Origin of the sequence: Bacillus altaicus, from assembly GCF_042136375.2 — a bacterium.
Taxonomy (GTDB): Bacteria; Bacillota; Bacilli; order Bacillales; family Bacillaceae_G; genus Bacillus_A; species Bacillus_A cereus_U.
The window spans coordinates 592,945-614,655 of the sequence record NZ_CM143394.1; the positions used below are offsets into that span (position 1 = coordinate 592,945).

The window sequence follows — 21,711 nt, forward strand, 5'->3', positions numbered from 1 at the left end:
AAATGTAGCTTGTCTCAAGTTTATATTGCTAGTATATTCAGCAGGAAATAAGAAGAACTAGGCGTATAATGGAATGATGTGAATATGTGTTTTTTGAGCTATAGGACAAGTATCATTGGTAGTGTAATAACTATTAGGAGAGACGTCTAATAAATGAGGGGCATTCTATGTACGAATGCCCCTCATTTATCCCTCTATTTGCGGACAGTAAGACTCCCACCTAAAAACTCGGCTGGAGCAAAGAAGTTAGATGGGAGCCCTGCTGCCCGTAAACGCCCGATTGGTGAAGGCTAATAATCAGTGGGGGATGAAAAAACCCCCACTGATTAAAGTTTCACTTTATTATTTTTCCTTCAAAAAAGTTCGATCCTTCAAGAATAAATTCCAGAAGAAAATGAATCCGGGTAGTAAAATTGCAATCCCGATTGCGTAAAGAATAAGAAGTGCATAGAATGTTTCGACCGTCGTAAAGCTTGTAAATACAGTTACGTCCGGGTAAATGATATACGGTAAATGGGCGACGCCGTAAGCGTAGCTTGCAAATGCATATTGAGCGACGACAGCTAAAACTGCAATGCGAGGGAAGCCTAGTGTGCTGTACTTCTTATTTGTCCACCAAAGGGAGGAATATCCGATAACAAATAAAATGATAGAGACTGTAAACCATGGGAATTGCTTTATTAGTCCTTGCATAAGCCAGTGTGTTTCAGGGTCCATTACAACGAGAGCGATAATAGCAGTCACGAGCGTTGCAGGACCAAGTATGATGGCATTTCTCCTATAAATTCGGTACGTATCTTCAGAACCTTGTTCCCTAGCAAAATCAGCAAGAAAGAGAGATGATAGAAATAGTTCCGAAGTTAGTCCAAAGAGCATATAACAATAAATAACGGGACTAGAAAGAAGTTTTCCGTAAAGGAGCACTTCTTTTCCTTCAGACATCGTAATATAGGCACCTTCTGTAACGGGTAGAACGGTAATTAATAGAGCTGGGATTAAGAGCCCTGTAATACCTGAAATAATCCGAAGAAGGTGTTGGTACTTTGGTAGGGAGTAAGCAAATACCATAAATGTACTGCGAATCGCAACGAGTACTAAAATTAACATAACTGGTACAAACATAACCGTTGCCAGGGTAAAGGCTGCTTTCGGAAAGAAACCGAGAAAAGCGACAACGACAAAGACAAGAAACGTATTTGTTACTTCCCAAGTTGGTGATAAGTACCGATTAGCAAGCTTGGCAGCAAGCGTCGGGTGTTTAGCGTATACCATGCCCCAAAAACCAGCCCCAAAATCAATAGACCCTAGTATGCTATATACGAAAATAAGAGCCCATAAGATGATGATTGCAATGCTTTCCTCATGCACGAGAATCGCCTCCTTCGTGATGTAAATCATTCTTTAACGGATGTTTCTTAAAGAATGTCCGTAGTACAAAGACTGTTAAAATACCGAGTCCAATATATAAAATGATGAATAAAACAAATAAAGGACCGACGAAATCAGCGCGTGTAGAAGCATCGACCGTACGTTGCATGCCATAAATTGTCCATGGCTGACGACCACTACAACTAAAAATCCATCCGAATTCAATACCGAGCAACATAACGGGTCCACATGCGGCAGCTCCCCAAAGAAGCCACTTCGGTAACTCTACTCCTTTTTTTCGGTAAACAAAGTGCCAATATAAGAGGGCAATAGCTGCAACTGCAAAGGTAAAGGCAGCAGTGCCGACCATTAAGTTGAACAGTGTATGTGTGTAAAATGGTGGCCACGTTTCTTGCGGGAATTCCTTTAGACCTTTTACAACGGTGCTAGGGTCTAGTCCCACTAATAAGCTAAGCATGTTCGGAATTTCAAGGGCATAGTTTAGTTCAAGTGTGTTAGGATCCACAACCCCGCCAAGCGATAACGGAGCGTGGGATGTCGTTTCAAACAAAGCTTCAGCAGATGCTAGTTTTTCAGGTGAATGTTTATGTAAGGCAATAGCAGATTCGTGTCCTGAAAGCCACATCGTAGCACCTGTGATAAATGTAACGACAAGCCCTAACAGTAATCCTTTTTTATGGTAAGCAATTTCACGCGTACTTAAATTTTTCTTTAATAATTTAAATCCAGCGATAGAAGCGATAACAGCTGCTCCAGTTGTATAGGCTGTAATAACGACATGGAATGCACTTGTGCCAAAGCTTGGATTAAAGAAAGCTTTCCACGGATCAACGTTAAAAACTGAGCCATCTGGCCCCATTGAAAAGCCCGCAGGTGTGTTCATCCATGTATTTGCTGATGTAATAAGCACGGCGGATGCAGTGGCACCAATCATAACGAAAAATAGCGAGATTAATCTCATAACTGGAGGTAGTTTATCAGCTGCATATACATAAATAGACATGAATAAAGCCTCTAAAAAGAAGGCGAAAATCTCAATTTGAAACGGAACGGAAATAACTTGACCAACAATTTTGGCGAAACCAGGCCAAAGAAGTGAAATTTGTACACCAACAATTGTTCCAGTTGGAATTGCTACACCGAGAAGGATAGCAAAAGCCTTTGTCCATCTTTTTGCCATAATGGCATAGTCGGAATCTTTCTTCCAGTGATAGAGTATTTCACTTATAAAAATCATTAAAGAAAGCCCAACTCCAAGCGTTGCAAAGATAATGTGGAATGCTAATGAAGAACCAAAAAATGCCCTTGCTAATGTTACGGTATCCATATGTATACTCCTCTTCTTTTTGCCATTATTTTCTGATTGAATTGGAAGATTTATTCAAAAAACTGCCAAAAATATATATGTATTTAAAAAATGAGTATGGTAATATAATGTTGAAATATTCCCAAAAGAAAGAAATTAAAATTTGATAATATTTTGTTTGTTTTTTATGGCTGAATCTTTTATAATCTTTTATGCGAACGTAAGTTCTATTTCCGGGATGAAGAAGTTTATGTGAAATGGAGAGGGTGTTTTATGTATCCTGAAGTCATTAAAAAGATGGCATTTTCAAGAGAGCATAGAGATTTATTATTAAAGTTGTATAATAAAGAAATTACGCGTCGTGAATATGATCGACTTGTGGAATCGCTATATAGACCTTCTAAAGAGGTTTGCGAAGGATAAGGTGGGAGAGACAATCTAACGGATTGTCTTTTTTAAATTTTCGTATGTTCTGTTAAAATTAAGGTTAGCCTTAATAGGGAGGTGAAAAGCTTGCGGAAACGTTTATATATAGGGTTTGGAGTTGTTTTCTTAATCGTATTAGGCGGAATTGTATTTTGGTCGGCTTTACAAGGAAACCGTACGGAGCATTTTATTTTAAGGCATATGGTAAATGAAAATGGAACACTTGCAACGTATCGCTTAGAGGATACAAAGGCAGGAACGGGTGAAGCGAAGGGCCGTGAAGCTTTATCAGAATCGGCAGGACTATGGTTACAATATACGCTTGATAAAGATGATCAGTCGCTATTTGATGAACAAGTAAAGGTCATTCAAAATAATTTTGTACATAAGGAACACATCGTTTTATGGAAAATCTCTGAAAAGGGAGAAATGCAGTCAGCCACAAATGCACTTATAGATGATCTTCGTATTATTGAACAATTATATCGTGCTTATGAAATGTATAAGGAAGATCGCTATAAAAACCTTGCAGATCAATTGAGCAATGCTGTACTTCGTTATAATAAAAAAGATAATTATTACGTGGATTATTATGATGCAGATGCAGGGAAACAAAATAACTTTGCAACAACATCTTACATAAATCCGCATGCATTCTCTTATATGAAAAAGTATGGGAAAATTTCTGCACAGCAGTATCAGGAAGTTGTTCAGTTTTTAGCGGATTATCCGAGAAACGACTGGGCATTCCCGAAAGAGTATAAAGATGATGGGACATTTACGTACGATAAAGAAGTGAATCTTATTGATCAATCATACGTTGCTTATCATCGCAGTTTAGGCGGTCTTTCATCAGATGCTTATTTGGAATTTATAAAGAAGAAATTTCGCGAAGACGGAAAGTTATACGGACGTTATAACTTAGAAACGGGAAAACAAGCTGTGAACTATGAATCACCAGCATCTTACGGATTAACAATTTTGTACGTACTACAAACAGGTGATACAAAGTTTGCGAAGGAATTGTATGAGCGGATGACTACATTCCGAAATGATAATGTATTTAGTAGATATTATGGTGGATATGTAACAGGTGAGAATAATAATACACATATTTTTGATAACGTATTACCGCTTTTAGCTGAAATAGAATTGGAGAAGAGTAAAAAATAGAGTGCCACCCTAGGGGTGGCACTTTTTGCTTATTTCTTTTCCATTACCGCAAAGTAATTGTTTTCATTATCAGCAAAGTTGAATGCTCTACCAGTAGGTAAATCTACAACTTGTCCAACCGTAACGTTTTTCTCAGAAAGATCTTTATACAGTTGATCTAAGTTATTAGAGAAGAACATAAGTGAAGGAGTATTTAAGTTTAATTCAGGTTGCATCTTCGCAATTAACGCCTTATCGTGAAGGACAATGCTTGTTCCAGCTTCTTTTGCCAGCGCAATTTCAATCCAGCGAAATCCTTGTCCGTTATTTTCTTCCGCAACGATTTGGAATCCTACTGTTTCTGTCCAAAATTGTACTGATTCATCTTGGTTATTTACATATAACATAATTTGTCCAATTTGATTAATCATAGGTGTCTCCTGCTTTCTTTTCTTATATGTGTATTATTATATCAAATATATGGTTTAAATACTTTTTCATGGTTTTTTCGAATGGCAATCTTCGCCCATTTCATATTTGTCGTAGGGGAAGGCCCTGTAACCCATGTATGAAATGGTAGTGTACTGCAAATGACCATTGTGAATATAGAAAGTACGGCTGTTACTGAAAATAGTAATAGACTATATATTATTGTGTTTTCTTGTAGTGCAAATAGAGAAAGAAATTTTGTGCCTATATGTAAAAAGAAAAAGTGGGCTAAATAGGCGCCGTACGTATAGTTTCCGATAAATTTTAACGTTTTATATAATAAGCCTCTTCGTTTTACAATCATAATAGATAACACGTACAGTATCATAATTTCGCATACGATATATAGAAACATAGATGGTTTTAAATAGGTAGAAACGGTTAAATGAATAGAATTGGCGCCGTAAAAACTAAATAACTCATAATTGATGAATAAAAATAAGATGAAAAATAGTATTGTGATAAGCGGAATATGTTTCATGACAAATATACGCCAAGTTTGTAATGCTACAGCAGCTATTCCTCCCATGACGAAATAGAATGAGTAGAAGAAGAAGGAACGATCTGTATAATGTAAAATGGTTGAACTAGTCAGTTTCTCTCCATTAAAAATGTAGTGAGAAGAGTACCACATTAAGAAGAAATATAGACAAGCGAAAATGGTCATATATTTATATATGTCTTTTTTATTTTCTGTTCGTTTTTGAAACCAATAAAATAGTGTGCATAGTAACGGGAACAATAAGTGAATTTGGAACATCATAATCACGTACCAAAGATGAGGTGCAGCCGTTCCGAGTAATAAATTTTTTATTCCGCCTTGTAGTGTAATGATATCGTTTGTTGTTACTAGATAAAGAATAGACCAGAAGAAATAAGGGATGAGTAAATGTGTGGCTTTTTCATAAATATATTCTTTGTAAACGAGTTGCTTCGTATATTGCCGAATTAAATGGAAGCCGACGATAAATATGAATGCAGGTGCTGAAAATTTTGCAAGATTAAATAGCATGCCCATAATGAGGGATTGCTCGAGTAAGACACTGCCTTGATTCATTGTATATAATAAGGAACTTTGCAAAACGACAGCAAGAAATGCAATGCTTTGCAAAACTTTAAATTCTGGTGCGCTTTGTGTCATTGTGTCCATCTCCTTTTCCATACATGATTATAGTACGGAGAAAGGATAAAAGGTGTGGAATATTTGTGAAGGTTATAACAAATTTGTGGCGGGATGGAATTATACTAACGGTTTTGCTAATATATCTATCGTAATTTCAAATATAGCAACGATTTTTCCGATATATCTATCACAACTTTAAATATAGCAACGATTTTTCCGATATATCTATCACAACTTTAAATATAGCAACGATTTTTCCAATATATCGATTCACTGACAAATGACAACAAAAAAGAGGATGCTCAAAGCGAGCATCCTCTTTCTATATATTAAGCAAATTTATTTTTGATCCAGTTTTTACCTTCTACAAGACGAGCTGTCATTACGGCACAAGCGTTATCTCCTGTTACGTTTAACACTGTTGCAGGAGGATCGATGATTGTACTAATTGCTGCGATAATTGGCAATGCTTCTGGTGGGAATCCGTATAGAGAAACGATTAACATTTCACCAATCATACCTCCGCCCGGAATAGCACTCATTACTGTTCCTACTAATAGAGAAACAACAAGTGCAATTGCTAATGTTTTCGGTCCTTCGAATTCCATGTTGAAAATACCGAATAAGAAAGAAATTTTTAATACCCCGCCTAAAACAGATCCGTCTTTATGAAGTGTAGATCCAAGAAGGACAACTGTTTCACGAACGTCAGAAGAAATACCCATTTTCTTCGTTGCTTCTAAGTTCGCTGGAATACTTGCGGCACTACTACAAGTTGCAAGTGATGTAACTGTAGGAGAGACCATGTTCTTCCAAAATACTTGTACACCTTGTTTGCGACCTGCAAGGTACGCATAGAATGTAAAGAATACAAAGAAGTAAATAAGAGAAGCCGGATAGTATACCATTGCTGCTCGGAAGTAAGTTCCAAGAAGTTGTGGTCCGAATTCACCAACTAATGCTGCGAAGTAGGCAGCTAGTCCGATTGGAGCGTAGTACATAATGAAAGATACAACTTTCATTGAAATTTCTGCACCAGCTTGTAAGAATGTAGCGAATGGTTTTCCTTTTTCACCAACTGCTGAAGTTGCAACCCCCATTAAGATAGAGAAGAAAATAAGAGCTAGCATGTTCTCACGAGATAGTAACTTTGAAAAGTCGGATACTGTTAGGATACCGACAATTTGATCAGCAACACTAACTGCTTTTTCAGCGCTATCAGGCTTCGTTAGTTCTAATACAACACCTTGTGCTGGCGGGAATACTTTCACAATAATAATCATAAAAATAGCAGCTAAAATACTTGTAAATAAGAAAGTTCCAGCCATACTAGACATAATTTTACCGAAACGTTTTAATCCATCCATATTAGCAATAGATGACGCGATGCTAAAGAACACTAACGGTACAACAATCGTAAACATTAAGTTTAAGAAAATGTCACCAAGCGGCTTTAAAGCAACTGCATCGGCACCCATGAAATAACCAATGAAACCACCAATTAGGATAGAAGATAATAAAATAAGCGGAAAGCGATATGCCTTCATAAATATACCCTCCTATCGATTATAAAAAAAATCATACTGAATCATTATAGCGAGTTAGAGACTTCTTTACTAGGAAAATACGGATAGATGGAATAGCGTGAAAACCGAGAAATTTTTGTTTTTAAGCTCGGCATACAGTTAGAAATCTAGACATATATATTTGTAACCTAGTGGTGGCAAGGTATGCACCATAACTTAGGTTTAGAAAAAGAGGGAGGGGAAACAGGATGAATATTTTGCTTTGCTGTGCAGCGGGAATGTCTTCCAGTTTGATAGTTACAAAAATGGAGAAAGCGGCACAGGCAAGGGGGATAGAGGTAAAGATTTGGGCTGTATCAGGTTCAGAAGTGCGAAATCATATCGATGATGCAGATGTACTTTTACTTGGACCGCAAGTACGTTATTTATTACCGAAAATGAAAGAATTATGTAAGGAGAAAGGAATACCTGTTGATGTCATTCAATCTGTCCATTATGGGCTTTGTAATGGAGAAGCTATCTTACAAGCAGCTTTGTCAATGAAACCATGAGGAGAGTGGGATAGATGATAAAGTTTTTAGAGAAATATGTGATGCCAGTGGCAGGGAAGGTTGCAGAGCAGAGGCATTTGCAAGCGATTCGTGATGGAATTATTTTGACGATGCCTTTCTTGATTATTGGATCTTTCTTTCTAATTATTAGTGCTTTACCCATACCAGGGTATAATGATTTTATGGCAGGATTGTTTGGGGAGAGTTGGCAAAAGGCTTTGGGGTATCCAGTTAGCGCAACATTTAATATAATGTCTTTAATAGCTGTTTTTGGAATCGCTTACAGGCTTGGTGAGTATTATAAAGTGGATGCTTTAGCATCTGGTGCATTATCACTTGTATCATTTTTGCTTGCAACACCGTTCCAGGTTATGTATATGATGCCAAATACAAAGGAAAGTGTACTTGTAGATGGGGTTATACCAGCTGCGCTAATGGGAAGCCAAGGTTTGTTTGTGGCGATGATTATTGCAATTATATCTACTGAAATTTATAGATTTATTGTGCAAAAAAAGATGATTATAAAAATGCCAGAGACAGTTCCACCAGCAGTAACACGTTCATTTGCTGCGCTTATTCCAGGTTTTATTGTTGTGACGGTTGTTTGGATCATTAGATTGATTTTTGAACATACGACTTTCGGTAGCATTCATAATGTTGTAGGGAAACTTCTGCAAGAACCACTTAGTGCACTTGGTGCGAGTCTTTGGGGCGCGGTAATAGCCGTTATTATTGTCCATGTACTTTGGGCGTGTGGAATTCATGGCGCTGCAATTGTTGGTGGTGTAATGAGCCCGGTTTGGTTGTCGTTAATGGACCAAAACCGAGTTGCTTTTCAGGCTGGGCAAGATGTACCGAATACGGTTACTGCGCAGTTCTTTGACTTATGGATTTATATGGGCGGTTCTGGTACAACACTTGCTTTAGTTGTAGGAATGTTATTATTTGCGCGAAGTCAGCAATTGAAAAGTTTAGGACGATTGTCGATTGCACCTGGTATTTTTAATATTAATGAAATGGTGACTTTCGGAATGCCGATTGTAATGAACCCACTTTTACTTATTCCATTTATATTGGTGCCAGTCGTATTAACGGTTGTTTCTTATTTTGCGATGGAATGGGGATGGGTTGCACGTCCGAGTGGAGCTGCTGTACCTTGGACCACACCTATTCTTTTTAGTGGATATTTAGGATCAGGTGGGAAAATTTCAGGGGTTGTTTTGCAACTCGTTAACTTTGCGCTTGCATTCTTTATTTACTTGCCATTCTTAAAAATATGGGATAAACAAAAAGTAGCGGAAGAAAAGGGGGAGTAAAGAACTAAAATGGATACGATAGAGACGAAAGCTTTTCATTTAATTTTGCATGGGGGAAATGCGAGAAGCTGTTCAATGGAAGCAATTGATTGCGCAAAGCGCGGTGAATTTCAGGAAGCGGAAGCTAAACTACAAGAAGCTTTAAATGAATTGCAAGAGGCGCACCGCTTACAAACGGAGCTCATACAGAAAGAAGCTGGCGGGGAAAAGACAGAAGTTAGCCTTTTGATGGTACATGCGCAAGATCATTTAATGAACGCAATTACAGTGAAGGAATTGGCGAGTGAATTTGTAGAATTATATAGGAAGATGTCAGTAGCTGAATGAACCTTGCGCATGCAAGGTTTTTTTATGTTTTTAAAAGAGACAGTTATGACGAAAAGAGGGCTACTTACGCAGGATTGCATGTGTTATTTCCAAGTTTATATAAAAATTAAAATGTAAAGTGAGCTTCATTATATGGTTTTTGCTGACTTTATATTGGAAACGAAAAATAGCAAAATTAAATCATCAATTAAGATAAAGTGAAACTTTAATCAGTGGGGGTTTTGTTCATCCCCCACTGATTATTAGCCTTCACCAATCGGGCGTTTACGGGCAGTGGATCTCCCACCTAACTTCTTTGCTCCAGCCGAATTTTGAGGTGGGAGTTTTACTGCCCGTTAATGCGGGGTGAATAGACTATGTATGTGTGCTTACCATCAGTGGAGTGTTATAAGTTCCACTGATGGTATTTTTATATTAACAAGCCTCCTTCTTCATGGGGAAATGGGGATGATAACTAATCGATAGTAATAAATTCTCCTACACCACGAATTAATTTTTTTATATGCATACGTTCTGGTTTTAATACGCTTATTATAGAATCAATGGCTTTTTGAGGATCAACAGATGTGCCGCAAGTATAACAATCAATTGCTGCAAATTTCTTTTCAGGATAAGTGTGAATAGAGAGATGGCTTTCTGATAATAAAATTAATACCGTAACTCCATATGGGTGGAATTCCTTGTTACTTACATTTAAAACGTGGGCACCAGAGCGATTCGCAGCGGCAACTAAATGATGCTCTAAAAAATGAAGATCATTTAATAGAGAAAAATCCACGCCCCATAAATCTACTATTATATGACGCCCAAACGTAGAATATTCCATATATTTGTACCCTCCTTGTCAAAACTCCATTTCTTTTTGATAGCAATGATGTAGGGTAAGGTCAGATTCTAAATTTAAAACGGCATTATTGCGGTGCTCTAAATGTTCTTCTTTAAATTGAAATAAAGGAGTAAGAAGAGAAGGTAATGTTCGAGGGGATGGTACTACGTAAAATTGTTCAATTTGATTGAGTACAAACGAGGAGTTAGCAGCAATATGAAATCCCCAGTCAGTTCCGAAAGAAGGAACAATTGTATGATAGCTTTTTACAGTTAATCCGGCATGTTCAATTGTGTTACCGATACCCCAATATACAAGAGGTGCATCAGCAGGTGAATTAGATTGGCAAACAAATGCGCCATCTTCTGTTAGGAACGTAGCTATAAGGGCAAAGAGTTCACTTGTATACAAAGTACTTAATAACTCTGTCGCTGGATCCGGAAAATCAATAATAATTACATCATATAAAGAGGAAGGAGATTTCAGAAATTCTTTTGCGTCACATACATGTACATTTGCACGATCATCAAAAAATGCCTGTTGATTTAAAGAAACTAATTCTGGAACATTGCGAGCCATCTTAATCATTTCTTCGTCTAAGTCGACGAGGTCTACATGAAGAACCGTTTCATATTTTAAAACCTCTCTTAAAGCAAGACCATCACCACCACCTAATATGAGAACACGCTTTGGATCTATTACCTTTGACATAATTGGATGAACAAGTGCTTCATGATAGATTTGCTCATCGACGGAACTAAATTGTAGCTGCTTATCCAAATATAGACGAATATCGCTTACTTGGAGTAAATTAATGTTTTGATAATTGCTTTTTTCTTCAAATAAACTTGTATGTTCGCCAGCTTGTATTTCTTTTAGCGAAATTTCATCCCATACATCTAAGCTGTGCGAATCTGTGGGTACTATTATTACATTTTCCGATTGTACTTGCTTATCGTCTTCGTCCTCATCCTCGTCCTGTTTATCTTGCTTGTCTTGTTTATCTTGCTTGTCTTGTTTATCTGGTTTATCTGGTTTGTCTTGTTTATCTTGCTTGTCTTGTTTATCTTGCTTGTCTTGTTTATCTTGCTTGTCTTGTTTATCTTGCTTGTCTTGTTTATCTGGTTTGTCCTGTTTGTCTGGTTTACCTGGTTTGTCTTGCTTGTCTTGTTTATCCTGTTTGTCTGGTTTACCTGGTTTGTCTTGTTTATCTTGTTTATCTTGTTTATCTGGTTTGTCCTGTTTGTCTTGTTTATCTTGCTTGTCTGGTTTACCTGGTTTGTCTTGTTTATCTTGCTTGTCTGGTTTGTCTTGTTTATCTTGCTTGTCTGGTTTACCTGGTTTACCTGGTTTATCTGGTTTGTCCTGTTTGTCCTGTTTGTCCTGTTTGTCCTGTTTGTCCTGTTTGTCCTGTTTGTCCTGTTTGTCCTGTTTGTCCTGTTTGTCCTGTTTGTCCTGTTTGTCCTGTTTGTCCTGTTTGTCCTGTTTGTCCTGTTTGTCCTGTTTGTCCTGTTTGTCCTGTTTGTCCTGTTTGTCCTGTTTGTCTTGTTTATCTTGCTTGTCTTGTTTATCTTGCTTGTTTTGTTTATCTTGCTTGTTTTGTTTATCTTGCTTATCTTGTTTGTCTTGCGTATCTTCAGTGTCCTGGTTGTCTAGTTTATACGTGTTTGAATCTAGTTCAGAACCCTCTTCATGTTTATACCATTTATTTTGAAACTGTATTCTATAAATTTTCATTCTATTCTTTTTTCTATGCTTTGGCATTGGAATCCCCTTTCGAAATACTTTATTTTATTCTATTCTATGTAATTTAATAGAGTTTGACTGGACAATAGTTAGACGAGTGTCTTGAATAGGTATTTGTTTTTGATTTGAGTCGAAATATTATAGTTTTCGTTATTATATTTTCACGCTTTAAAAAAATTTAGTGTTTTTTTGTTTTAAATACAACTAGACAACTAAACACTAATCTATTTTCATACAGTTATGTGTTAAAAGCGTGTTGTTTTATAACACACTGTGTGTTTTTCGGGTGACACACTAATTGAAAACGGTAACACACAAGTGGATTGCTCGAAAAAACGCTGATTTTAGGCGTTTTAAAAAGTTGGCACGCTAATTGCATTAATAAATAGCGTAAAGAAAAATAAAAAACATAAATTTTTTATACCACACAAGGGGGATTTATAAATGAATATTTTATTATGTTGTTCAGCAGGGATGTCTACAAGTTTACTAGTTACAAAAATGGAAGCGGCTGCAAAGGCTCGCGGTCTAGAAGGTAAGATTTGGGCTGTATCTGGGGATGCAGTAAAAAACAATATCGATCAAGCAGACGTACTATTATTAGGACCGCAAGTTCGTTACATGCTTTCTACAATGAAAACGCTTGCTGATGAAAAGAGCGTTGGAATCGATGTTATTAACCCAATGCACTACGGCATGATGAATGGAGAAGCAGTTTTAGATCACGCATTAACACTTAAAAAATAATTAGGGGGGAAGCGAAATGCAAAAATTTATTGCATTTATGGAGAAATATTTAGTTCCAGTCGCAGGAAGAATCGGATCACAGCGCCATTTAGTTGCGATTCGTGATGGTTTTATCGCAGTTATGCCTCTTATTTTAGTTGGATCATTTGCAATACTTATTAATAACTTGCCAGTGGATGCATTCCAAAAATTTATGAAGGGTGCATTCGGGGACGTTTGGAAAGATATCGGCGGTGGTATGTGGGCAGGTTCCTTCGCTATACTCGCCCTCATAACCGCAGTTGGGATAAGTTACAATTTAGCGAAATCTTACGGCATTGACGCGTTGTCAGCAGCAATTATTACATTCGGTGCATTAATTATTATATCTCCGACAACGCCAAAAGAAGGCGGTATTGATTTAGCTTGGACAGGATCACAAGGTTTATTCGTTTCTATCATTGTAGCTCTTCTTGTCACAGAGGCATTTAGGTTCTTTGTTCAAAGGGATATTACAATTAAAATGCCAGATGGTGTTCCACCAGCAGTAATGAAGTCATTTGCAGCGTTAGTTCCAGCATTCGTTATTTTAATTGTAACAGCAAGTATTCAATTAGCAGTGAAATTAGCAGGTACAAGTATTCATAAAATCGTATTTGAAACAATTCAAGTACCATTACAAGGTTTAGCAGGTACATTACCAAGTGCAATTATTGTAGCGTTACTTATTCATGTATTATGGTTCTTCGGATTACATGGTCCGAATATTATTGGGGGTATTATTGACCCAATCTATTTACCAGCATTAGAAAAAAATATGAACTTATTTAAAGATGGTATGTCTGCATATGACGTACCGAATATTTTTACAAAACCATTCTTTGATGTATATGTTTACATCGGTGGATCAGGTGCGACATTAGCATTTTTAGTAGCAGTAATGCTTGTTGCGAAAAGTGCACAGCTTCGTGGTGTAGGCCGTGTATCTATCGGTCCTGGTTTCTTCAATATTAACGAGCCAGTTATTTTCGGTACACCAATTGTATTAAATCCAGCTTTAATCATTCCATTCGTACTTACACCAGTTGTATTAGTTATTACTTCTTATACAGCAATTTCCTTAGGCTGGGTACCAAAAACAGTTGCTTTAGTTCCGTGGACAATGCCACCAATTTTTAGTGGTTATCTTGTATCGGGCGGAAGCATCGCTGGTGCTGCATTGCAGCTAGTAAACTTTGCAATCGCGGTAGTAATTTACTATCCATTCGTATTAATGTGTGACCGTACGTACGTACAAGCGTCAAAAGATGCTGCAAAAGGAAACGACAATTCAGTATCACTTTAAAAAGTATTGTTCTGGCGAGTTGTATAGCTCGTCAGAACAATCACCTTTATATCATGTTCAAAAAGATGAGACCCATCTACAAGAACACCAAACTATCATTAATAAAATAATAATTTAATAGACATGTTCAAACTGAAGGGGTATTTAAATCGGTTGAACCATAATAGAGAGGGCGGTAATTATGATGACTACAGCAGAACAAATTCCATTCCAATTGATTTTAAATAGTGGTAATGCACGAAGCTTTGCAATGGAGGCACTTCAATTTGCCAAACAGGGGAAAATGACAGAAGCAGATGAAGCGATGGTAAAGGCGAAAGAAGCGATTAATGAAGCGCATCATTTCCAAACAGAGCTCATACAATCAGAAGCAAGAGGGGAAAAAACAGAGATTAGTGTTCTTTTAATTCATGCACAAGATCATTTAATGAATGCGATTACAGTAAAAGAATTAGCAGCAGAATTTATTGACCTTTATAAAAAGCTAGAAGCGAAAGGGGAATAAAGCATGACTGGAATTAAAATTGCTACAATCGGCGGTGGCTCTAGTTATACACCAGAGTTAATTGAAGGATTTATTAAACGTTATGATGAGCTTCCTGTTCGTGAAATTTGGTTAGTAGATATTGAGGCAGGAAAAGAGAAGTTAGAAATCGTTGGTGACTTAGCGAAACGTATGGTGAAAAAATCAGGTTTACCAATTGATATTCATTTAACACTTGATCGCCGTGAGGCATTAAAGGGTGCTGACTTCGTAACAACGCAGCTTCGCGTTGGTTTATTAGAAGCTCGTGCAAAAGATGAAGCAATTCCATTAAAATATGATGTAATTGGTCAGGAAACGAATGGTCCTGGTGGTTTATTTAAAGCACTGAGAACGATTCCTGTTATTTTAGATATTTGTAAGGACATGGAGGAACTATGTCCAAATGCATGGCTTATTAACTTCGCAAACCCAGCAGGTATGGTAACAGAAGCTGTACTTCGCTACACGAACATTCAACGAGTAGTTGGTCTATGTAACGTTCCAATCGGAATTCGTATGGGTCTTGCAAGATTACTTGAAGTAGATGCAAGCCGTGTCCACGTTGATTTCGCTGGTTTAAATCATATGGTATACGGATTAGATGTATACTTAGATGGAGTAAGCGTAATGGACCGTGTACTAGAACTTGTGACAGATCCAGAAAAGCAAATTACGATGGAAAACATTGCTGCGCTTAACTGGGAGCCAGATTTCATTCGTGGTCTTCGCGCTATTCCGTGTCCATACCATCGTTACTACTATAAAACACGTGAAATGTTAGAAGAAGAGAAAGAAGCTTCGATTGAAAAAGGTACACGTGCAGAAGTAGTAAAACAATTAGAAGATGATTTATTTGAGTTATATAAAGACCCGAATTTAGATATTAAGCCACCACAATTAGAAAAACGTGGCGGAGCTTATTATAGTGACGCAGCATGTAGCTTAATTACGTCTATTTACAATAATAAAGGTGATATCCAGCCTGTTAATACACGAAACAACGGGACAATTGCAAGCTTGCCACATGATTCGGCTGTTGAAGTGAACTGTATTATTACGAAAGAAGGTCCAAAACCAATTGCGGTTGGAGATCTTCCAGTACCAGTTCGCGGTTTAGTACAGCAAATTAAATCATTTGAGCGCACAACAATTGAAGCTGCTATTACAGGGGATTATCATAAGGCGCTGCTTGCTATGACAATTAACCCACTTGTACCATCAGATAAAGTTGCAAAACAAATTTTAGATGAAATGTTGGAAGCACATAAAGAACATCTTCCACAATTCTTTAAGAAGATAGAGAAATAAAGCGGCGCTATTTAGCCCGCTTTTTTAATTCTAGTAGGAGGTATTACGATGATTAAGTTAATTGTAAATGCAGATGATTTCGGTCTTACGGAAGGTACAAATTACGGAATTATTGATGGACATAAAAACGGGCTTGTAAATTCAACGACGATGATGATGAATATGCCAGGGACAGAGCATGCCGTAAGTTTAGCGAAAGAGTATAAAACGTTAGGAGTAGGGGTGCATCTCGTATTAACGGCAGGAGAACCGCTTCTTAAAGACGTTCCATCACTTGTGAGTAGCGATGGATTGTTTCATAAACAACGTGTTGTATGGGAAGGCAATATAAATCCAGAAGAGGTTGAAGGAGAGTGGACGGCTCAAATTGAGAAATTTTTGTCTTACGGTTTAACACCAACTCATTTAGATAGTCATCATCACGTGCATGGATTACCGCTTTTACACGACGTTCTTGAGAGCTTAGCAAGTAAATATAATGTTCCGATTCGTCGTTGTGAGGAAGAGCGAGCGGTGCACCCATTTTCAGATGTGTTTTACAGTGATTTTTACGCTGACGGTGTAACGGAAGATTACTTTGTGAAGTTAAAAGAAAGAGTACAGGACGAGCAAACGGTAGAAATTATGGTGCATCCAGCTTATATTGACCCAGAGCTTGTGAAGCGTTCTTCTTACGTAATGGATCGCGTGAAAGAGTTGCGTATTTTAACGGAGAGCGAGTTGCCTGAGGGAATGGAGCTTGTGAAGTTTTAATAGGAAAACGACGGCTAAATGGGGCCGTCGTTTTTTGTGCTTACAAAATGGATAGAACATATCCACCGAAGGCTCCGAGTATAACGATAACCCAAGGTGGTGTTTTCCAAAAAGCGAGTAAGCAAAATAGAAGAGAAGCAAAAACGAAATCTACAGAATTCATAATTGTACTCGTCCAAATTGGATCATAAAAAGCTGCAAGTAAAATGCCGACAACGGCTGCGTTTACTCCAAGTAGTGCACCTTGTATGTAAGATACTCTCCTTACACTGTCCCAAAATGGTAAAACGCCAACAACGAGCAGGAAGGCAGGAAGAAAGATAGCGATCGTTGCAACAACTGCTCCGGCGGTTCCATTTAGCACTGCTCCTATATAAGAAGCGAATGTAAATAGTGGCCCTGGCACTGCTTGTGTTAATCCGTATCCAGCTAGAAATTGTTCTTTTGTCATCATCCCGTTTTGTACAAACTCACTTTCAAGAAGAGGAAGTACGACGTGCCCTCCTCCGAATACAAGTGCACCAGAGCGATAGAAGCTGTCAAATAAAGAGATGAAATAAGAGTACGGTCGTAACATTGGTAGCAGTATTAATAGCCCGAAGAATAAGATGAGACAAGACATGGCTACCATTTTTGAAATAGGTACTTTTATTTTATTTACTTGGCTAACGGGTTGGTCGCGATATAAAAACCAGCCGATAAAGCCAGATACTATAATGAGAATTACTTGTGTCCAGCTACTTGGCCATAATAAGGCGATTGCGGCAGTTACAATTGCGATTGTTGCACGGTTTCGGTCCGGTGTTAACTTTTGAGCCATTCCCCATATTGCATGAGCGACAATTGCGACCGCTACGAGTTTCAGCCCATGAATCCAGCCTGTACTTCCAAGTTCGAATTGGTTCAGGAAGGAAGCGAAAAAGACTAAAACGAGAACAGACGGGAGAGTGAATCCGATCCATGAAATAATGGCTCCTAATAATCCGCCGCGCAATAATCCAACTCCCATCCCGACTTGGCTGCTAGCAGGCCCAGGGAGGAATTGACATAGTGCTACTAAGTCTCCATAACTTCGTTCATCCATCCATTTTCTTTTTTGCACGTATTCGTGGTGGAAATAACCAAGATGGGCGACAGGGCCTCCAAACGAAGTAAGCCCTAATTTAAATGATACGAGAAAAATCTCCATTAATAATCGAAAAGAGTAGTTGTTATTTTTCAAAAGACCCTCCTAGAATGTTTTTCTAAGTGCATTATACAAGAGGCAGTAAAGTGAATGAAATGATTTCTATGTAAAGATTTTGTGAATCTTTTAGTTGTAATTAAAAATTGAAAAAGTCATAAATGATTATGTCTAAACCATAAGGTAGTAGAAGTAGTGCTGGGAAATTTATATGAGGAGAATGCCCGTATGACAACACATTTCTTTGCTAGGTTAACAGGGAAGAGGGAAGTACCTCCTGTAAATACAGAAGCTTACGGTGTAACAGAGCTCATTTTTAGTGAAGATTTAAAGAAGTTGCAATATCGGGTCATATTAAAAAACATAAAAAAAATCACGGCATGCCAAATTCATTTAGGAAAAGCGAATCAAATTGGTCCAGTTGTTTTAAGTTTGTTTGGTCCGTTAGAGCAAGGAATTAGTGTGAATGAAGGAGTCGTTACTGGTGTAGCTAAAGTGGAGGATTTTGAAGGGCCTTTACAGGGGAGAGCATTTGACAGCTTGTTTCAAGAGATAATGCAAGCAAATGTATATGTAAATGTTAATACGAAATCTAATAAAAAGGGAGAAATAAGGGGGAGAATAAGGGAAGTAAAGAAGTAAGCGAAAAGGCTGTCCAAAAAACATTTTGGAACAGCCTTTTCTGCTATAAGGTGCAAATTTTAGCGATTATTGTCGGTAAATCGATATACTTTGAAAATCGCCGATATATTTTGAAAATCGCTGATATAATCCGAGTTACGCTGATATATTTGAAAAATCGCTGATATAATTCGCGTTACGGTCGATATATTTAAAAACTGCCTCGATTAATTTTTTACAGGTTGATTTTTGATGAAGAAGTCCATTACATAAAATACTTCGTCATCTGGTATTTGTATTTCAAATGTATTTTCGATAGGTTGCAATGCTTTTTTCACTTTCATATACATCCAGTACTCATCTTGTCTTCGTTTTTCTTTATCAGGATGAGGGAGGAGACTTTCGCCTTTTTGAAGACGATCAACCATGCAGCTCATATGCAAAATTACACCCATTAAACTGTCGGGAGTTAGCTGTAAAGAAATCAATTCCTGAATTGTATTTAATGCATAACGAATTGTTTTAATAAGTAATGCCCCATCGTTACGTTGCATTTGTTGTTCAAGAATATCAGCCATTTTCTCATATGTTTCTTCATACGTAATCAATTCTTGAATTGGCTGAATAGCTGTGTAGTTCACAATGTCTTGGAAATGATATGTTAAGCATGGCACTTGCACATCGAAATTTGTGACGATACAAATGATGTTACGCTCTTTTTTTATGTTCTCGATCATTTTTGTTAAATCTTTTTCGTGAACGATGCTAATCGGAATAATTTCAATTAAGTCTTTATCAAAGCGTAAATAGTTCTCTAACATTTTTTGAATTGCTAAAGCACTTCCTTCGCCAGTTAAACAAGCTGTTAAAATCACGGATTTCATTGGCGACAGTGGCTTTTTCTTTTCTTCCTGTACGTTTAAATAGAACGGCGTTAAGTTCTTCACTGTTTCGTATAGTGCATCTAATGAGTAGCCAAGCTGAGCTTTTCGAGCTGCTTCTAGTGCGTGTGGTGTACTTGTCATTGAAAGAACACGGACAGGGATTTTGAATTCAGTTTCTAATATATCACCAATATAAGCGAGAGATCCCATATCAACAAGTAAGAGAAGCCCGTTTACATTTTGAAGTGTTTTCATATACACTTTAACACGCTCTAAGAAGTCTTTTGGTGATTCATGCAAGGGCATATCGATACCAGTTACTTCATCGATACCGAGAAGTTCGTTTGCAACGTTGGCCATTTCTGTTGCGATGCCATTACCGTGTGCTAATATTAATACTTTTACTTCTGTTTGTGAGGCAGGAATTGGATCAACAACGAAGAACATTGTTAAAAAGCCAGCTTCATCAATAGGCATTGTTATTTGTAATTCTTCTTCTAATAGCTGAATACATTGCATAGCTACGGAAAAAGCTTCTTTATATTTCGTACGAATTTGATTTAATTGTGGGTGGTGAATTTGTTTCCCGCCCTGTAAACGTTGTAGAGTTGTCTGTACATGTAAGCTTAAAGCGAGAAATACTTTTTCATCGAAAGTTTTAGATAAATATTTTTCAGCTAGTTTCGCAATTTTTTCACATACGGAAACGATATTACGATCCACAATTTTAAAAACATTTTCATGACTTGTTTTTTTAGATATTTGGTTAAAGTATTGGACGAAAAAGCTTTGAATATCATTTTCTATTAGTAATTCTAATTCTTCCTCTTCAATACCGCGTGCTTGAAGTTCTTCGTATTTATAATCAATATAATCGTAAATAGAAGAGCGACTTCCTTCGGGTTCTATTGTATGCTTACTCCAACCTTCATCACCTGTAAATACAAACGTTTCATTTGGTATTTGATATAGATGACGGCTCTTTCTTTCAATAAATAATCCTTCTTTCATATACCAAGGTAAATCTGTACTTGAAACACAGACAGAATCACGTTTTTTTGTTACGAAATCAGAATAAGCTTTCGCACAGGCAATTTGTACGTCCGTTTTCAATTGGCCGATGTTATTTGGACAATTGTAAAAGACGAAAGCACGCATTGTATTTGGACTAACATGAATCTCTTTCCTTAGACGAATTGCTTCATTTGTGAAAAATAGCTGTAGTAAAGCAAACCGTTCTTTATGTGTTCGCTCACGAAGTGGTGGAAGCGTAACGGTCATCGGAATACGTCTTGTAAATGTTTTTAGTAAAAATGAATTTGGTTCTTCGGTTGTTGCAGTAATAATCAACACTCGTGCCTTACGTTCATTTTCTGTTTCTCCAAGGCGGCGGTATACTCCGCGATCAATAAATGTGAAGAGCATCTCTTGTCCTTCTGGAGGAAGGCGATGTACTTCATCTAAGAAAAGGATTCCTTCATGTGCTTTTTCAATTAGCCCTTTTTGATCACTGGCACCTGTGTAAGCTCCTTTTTTTATTCCAAATAACTGTCCAAGTAGTAGTTGTGGATTGTTTGCATAATCAGCACAGTTAAAGACGATAAAAGGTGCATCTTTTGGAAGTTGTTCCACTTCAATTGCATATTCGTGCATTAAAGAAGCGAACATCGATTTTCCGACACCTGTTTCTCCAAGTAGTAAAGTATGCATACCGTTTGGAGGATAGAGAATAGAAGCTTTTGCTTTTTCAATTGCAATTTTTAGGCTTGTATTTTCAATAGCAAATGTATCTAATGAAGTGCCCTTTGTTGAATGCGTTTCCAATGAAGTGTTCGTTTCTATATAAAAACGGACAGGGCGTGTACTCGTTTTTAATAAACGATTATCTTTCACAAGCTTGTTTAAATCGCTACTAACATTTGCACGGTCTAACTGTAGAAGTGTAGCGAGTTCTGATGCTGTTACACCTTCTGTATAATTCCCTTTTTGTATTGCGTTAAAAATGAGATCTATTCGTTTCATTTCTATTCACCTCGAAACTTCATCACTATTTAAAATTTTACACAAAAATGAGAAGTGTGGGAAGAGAAAAATAAAGTGAAACTTTAATCAGTGGGGGTTTTGTTCATCCCCCACTGATTATTAGCCTTCACCAATCGGGCGTTTACGGGCAGCCCGACTCCCACCT

The 21,711-nt window shown here is 37.4% G+C and carries 20 protein-coding genes; 11 read left to right on the plus strand and 9 right to left on the minus strand.

The window, feature by feature from the left end:
- Nucleotides 1-342: 342 nt before the first annotated feature.
- Entirely contained in the window at nt 343-1,368 is a 1,026-nt protein-coding gene (locus ACE38F_RS02965; protein WP_070168177.1) for a cytochrome d ubiquinol oxidase subunit II, read from the minus strand.
- Complete coding sequence (cydA, locus tag ACE38F_RS02970) at nt 1,361-2,716, minus strand: cytochrome ubiquinol oxidase subunit I (RefSeq protein ID WP_375370229.1); 1,356 nt, start codon at nt 2,714-2,716, stop codon at nt 1,361-1,363. Before cydA ends, ACE38F_RS02965 begins: the two co-directional genes overlap by 8 nt.
- A 252-nt stretch (nt 2,717-2,968) precedes the next feature.
- Between cydA and ACE38F_RS02975 the strand changes: the two genes are divergently transcribed.
- Both ACE38F_RS02975 and ACE38F_RS02980 read left to right on the plus strand, forming a co-directional pair.
- Nucleotides 2,969-3,118: a hypothetical protein gene (locus ACE38F_RS02975; protein ID WP_002144831.1), complete on the plus strand. Its 150-nt coding sequence runs from the start codon at nt 2,969-2,971 to the stop codon at nt 3,116-3,118.
- A 90-nt stretch (nt 3,119-3,208) separates the two neighbouring features.
- A complete protein-coding gene (locus tag ACE38F_RS02980; RefSeq protein WP_375370228.1) occupies nt 3,209-4,294 on the plus strand; it encodes a transcriptional regulator in 1,086 nt (361 codons plus the stop codon).
- 29 nt (nt 4,295-4,323) lie between these two features.
- Here the strand turns inward: ACE38F_RS02980 and ACE38F_RS02985 are convergent, their stop codons facing one another.
- From ACE38F_RS02985 to ACE38F_RS02995, 3 genes are all read right to left on the minus strand, one after another.
- Nucleotides 4,324-4,704 carry a VOC family protein gene (locus tag ACE38F_RS02985; RefSeq protein ID WP_002159850.1) on the minus strand — a complete coding sequence of 127 codons (381 nt, stop codon included), beginning with the start codon at nt 4,702-4,704 and terminating at the stop codon, nt 4,324-4,326.
- Nucleotides 4,705-4,745: 41 nt separating this feature from the next.
- Nucleotides 4,746-5,903, minus strand: a complete 1,158-nt coding sequence (locus tag ACE38F_RS02990; RefSeq protein ID WP_375370227.1) for an acyltransferase — start codon at nt 5,901-5,903, stop codon at nt 4,746-4,748.
- 311 nt (nt 5,904-6,214) lie between these two features.
- The gene (locus ACE38F_RS02995) at nt 6,215-7,432 is read right to left on the minus strand and encodes a dicarboxylate/amino acid:cation symporter (RefSeq protein ID WP_375370226.1); all 1,218 of its coding nucleotides are present in this window, start codon (nt 7,430-7,432) and stop codon (nt 6,215-6,217) included.
- Nucleotides 7,433-7,659: 227 nt separating this feature from the next.
- On the opposite strand from ACE38F_RS02995, the gene ACE38F_RS03000 reads away from it, so the two are divergent.
- Genes ACE38F_RS03000 through ACE38F_RS03010 form a run of 3 tightly spaced genes read left to right on the plus strand, consistent with a single transcriptional unit; the run spans nt 7,660 to nt 9,605 of the window.
- Nucleotides 7,660-7,962 carry a PTS sugar transporter subunit IIB gene (locus ACE38F_RS03000; protein WP_002198836.1) on the plus strand — a complete coding sequence of 101 codons (303 nt, stop codon included), beginning with the start codon at nt 7,660-7,662 and terminating at the stop codon, nt 7,960-7,962.
- Between the two features lie 14 nt (nt 7,963-7,976).
- Nucleotides 7,977-9,278 (plus strand): PTS cellobiose transporter subunit IIC, encoded by a 1,302-nt coding sequence (celB, locus tag ACE38F_RS03005; RefSeq protein WP_375370225.1) that lies wholly within the window; start codon nt 7,977-7,979, stop codon nt 9,276-9,278.
- Nucleotides 9,279-9,287: 9 nt separating this feature from the next.
- Nucleotides 9,288-9,605: a PTS lactose/cellobiose transporter subunit IIA gene (locus ACE38F_RS03010; RefSeq protein WP_375370224.1), complete on the plus strand. Its 318-nt coding sequence runs from the start codon at nt 9,288-9,290 to the stop codon at nt 9,603-9,605.
- A gap of 454 nt (nt 9,606-10,059) precedes the next feature.
- Here the strand turns inward: ACE38F_RS03010 and speD are convergent, their stop codons facing one another.
- Together speD and ACE38F_RS03020 are read right to left on the minus strand one after the other, a co-directional pair.
- Complete coding sequence (speD, locus tag ACE38F_RS03015; RefSeq protein WP_375370222.1) at nt 10,060-10,431, minus strand: adenosylmethionine decarboxylase; 372 nt, start codon at nt 10,429-10,431, stop codon at nt 10,060-10,062.
- An 18-nt stretch (nt 10,432-10,449) separates the two neighbouring features.
- Nucleotides 10,450-12,195, minus strand: coding sequence for a polyamine aminopropyltransferase (locus ACE38F_RS03020; protein WP_462782394.1), 1,746 nt, complete (start codon nt 12,193-12,195; stop codon nt 10,450-10,452).
- 426 nt (nt 12,196-12,621) lie between these two features.
- On the opposite strand from ACE38F_RS03020, the gene ACE38F_RS03025 reads away from it, so the two are divergent.
- The 5 genes from ACE38F_RS03025 to chbG all read left to right on the plus strand — a co-directional run bounded on the left by ACE38F_RS03025 (nt 12,622) and on the right by chbG (nt 16,835).
- Nucleotides 12,622-12,924 carry a PTS sugar transporter subunit IIB gene (locus ACE38F_RS03025; protein WP_215554739.1) on the plus strand — a complete coding sequence of 101 codons (303 nt, stop codon included), beginning with the start codon at nt 12,622-12,624 and terminating at the stop codon, nt 12,922-12,924.
- Nucleotides 12,925-12,940: 16 nt separating this feature from the next.
- Complete coding sequence (gene celB, locus ACE38F_RS03030; RefSeq protein ID WP_215554738.1) at nt 12,941-14,248, plus strand: PTS cellobiose transporter subunit IIC; 1,308 nt, start codon at nt 12,941-12,943, stop codon at nt 14,246-14,248.
- 181 nt (nt 14,249-14,429) lie between these two features.
- Nucleotides 14,430-14,753, plus strand: coding sequence for a PTS lactose/cellobiose transporter subunit IIA (locus ACE38F_RS03035; RefSeq protein WP_213744680.1), 324 nt, complete (start codon nt 14,430-14,432; stop codon nt 14,751-14,753).
- 3 nt (nt 14,754-14,756) lie between these two features.
- Nucleotides 14,757-16,082: a 6-phospho-beta-glucosidase gene (celF, locus tag ACE38F_RS03040; protein ID WP_341308103.1), complete on the plus strand. Its 1,326-nt coding sequence runs from the start codon at nt 14,757-14,759 to the stop codon at nt 16,080-16,082.
- 48 nt (nt 16,083-16,130) lie between these two features.
- Nucleotides 16,131-16,835: a chitin disaccharide deacetylase gene (gene chbG, locus ACE38F_RS03045; RefSeq protein ID WP_375370220.1), complete on the plus strand. Its 705-nt coding sequence runs from the start codon at nt 16,131-16,133 to the stop codon at nt 16,833-16,835.
- Between the two features lie 40 nt (nt 16,836-16,875).
- Here chbG and ACE38F_RS03050 read toward each other — a convergent pair whose 3' ends face one another.
- Nucleotides 16,876-18,057, minus strand: a complete 1,182-nt coding sequence (locus ACE38F_RS03050; protein ID WP_341308101.1) for a chromate transporter — start codon at nt 18,055-18,057, stop codon at nt 16,876-16,878.
- A gap of 189 nt (nt 18,058-18,246) precedes the next feature.
- On the opposite strand from ACE38F_RS03050, the gene exsM reads away from it, so the two are divergent.
- Nucleotides 18,247-18,660 (plus strand): exosporium regulatory protein ExsM, encoded by a 414-nt coding sequence (gene exsM / locus ACE38F_RS03055; protein ID WP_215554734.1) that lies wholly within the window; start codon nt 18,247-18,249, stop codon nt 18,658-18,660.
- Nucleotides 18,661-18,866: 206 nt separating this feature from the next.
- Here the strand turns inward: exsM and ACE38F_RS03060 are convergent, their stop codons facing one another.
- Nucleotides 18,867-21,545 (minus strand): sigma 54-interacting transcriptional regulator, encoded by a 2,679-nt coding sequence (locus ACE38F_RS03060; protein WP_375370219.1) that lies wholly within the window; start codon nt 21,543-21,545, stop codon nt 18,867-18,869.
- Between the last annotated feature and the right edge of the window lie 166 nt (nt 21,546-21,711).

What these genes read in the sequence shown, in the direction of transcription:
- cydA (WP_375370229.1), bottom strand. Translation starts at nt 2,716, where the DNA reads ATGGATACCGTAACATTAGCAAGGGCATTTTTTGGTTCTTCATTAGCA.
- ACE38F_RS02975 (WP_002144831.1), top strand. Translation starts at nt 2,969, where the DNA reads ATGTATCCTGAAGTCATTAAAAAGATGGCATTTTCAAGAGAGCATAGA.
- ACE38F_RS02985 (WP_002159850.1), bottom strand. Translation starts at nt 4,704, where the DNA reads ATGATTAATCAAATTGGACAAATTATGTTATATGTAAATAACCAAGAT.
- ACE38F_RS02990 (WP_375370227.1), bottom strand. Translation starts at nt 5,903, where the DNA reads ATGACACAAAGCGCACCAGAATTTAAAGTTTTGCAAAGCATTGCATTT.
- ACE38F_RS02995 (WP_375370226.1), bottom strand. Translation starts at nt 7,432, where the DNA reads ATGAAGGCATATCGCTTTCCGCTTATTTTATTATCTTCTATCCTAATT.
- ACE38F_RS03000 (WP_002198836.1), top strand. Translation starts at nt 7,660, where the DNA reads ATGAATATTTTGCTTTGCTGTGCAGCGGGAATGTCTTCCAGTTTGATA.
- celB (WP_375370225.1), top strand. Translation starts at nt 7,977, where the DNA reads ATGATAAAGTTTTTAGAGAAATATGTGATGCCAGTGGCAGGGAAGGTT.
- ACE38F_RS03010 (WP_375370224.1), top strand. Translation starts at nt 9,288, where the DNA reads ATGGATACGATAGAGACGAAAGCTTTTCATTTAATTTTGCATGGGGGA.
- speD (WP_375370222.1), bottom strand. Translation starts at nt 10,431, where the DNA reads ATGGAATATTCTACGTTTGGGCGTCATATAATAGTAGATTTATGGGGC.
- ACE38F_RS03020 (WP_462782394.1), bottom strand. Translation starts at nt 12,195, where the DNA reads ATGCCAAAGCATAGAAAAAAGAATAGAATGAAAATTTATAGAATACAG.
- ACE38F_RS03025 (WP_215554739.1), top strand. Translation starts at nt 12,622, where the DNA reads ATGAATATTTTATTATGTTGTTCAGCAGGGATGTCTACAAGTTTACTA.
- celB (WP_215554738.1), top strand. Translation starts at nt 12,941, where the DNA reads ATGCAAAAATTTATTGCATTTATGGAGAAATATTTAGTTCCAGTCGCA.
- ACE38F_RS03035 (WP_213744680.1), top strand. Translation starts at nt 14,430, where the DNA reads ATGATGACTACAGCAGAACAAATTCCATTCCAATTGATTTTAAATAGT.
- celF (WP_341308103.1), top strand. Translation starts at nt 14,757, where the DNA reads ATGACTGGAATTAAAATTGCTACAATCGGCGGTGGCTCTAGTTATACA.
- chbG (WP_375370220.1), top strand. Translation starts at nt 16,131, where the DNA reads ATGATTAAGTTAATTGTAAATGCAGATGATTTCGGTCTTACGGAAGGT.
- exsM (WP_215554734.1), top strand. Translation starts at nt 18,247, where the DNA reads ATGACAACACATTTCTTTGCTAGGTTAACAGGGAAGAGGGAAGTACCT.
- ACE38F_RS03060 (WP_375370219.1), bottom strand. Translation starts at nt 21,545, where the DNA reads ATGAAACGAATAGATCTCATTTTTAACGCAATACAAAAAGGGAATTAT.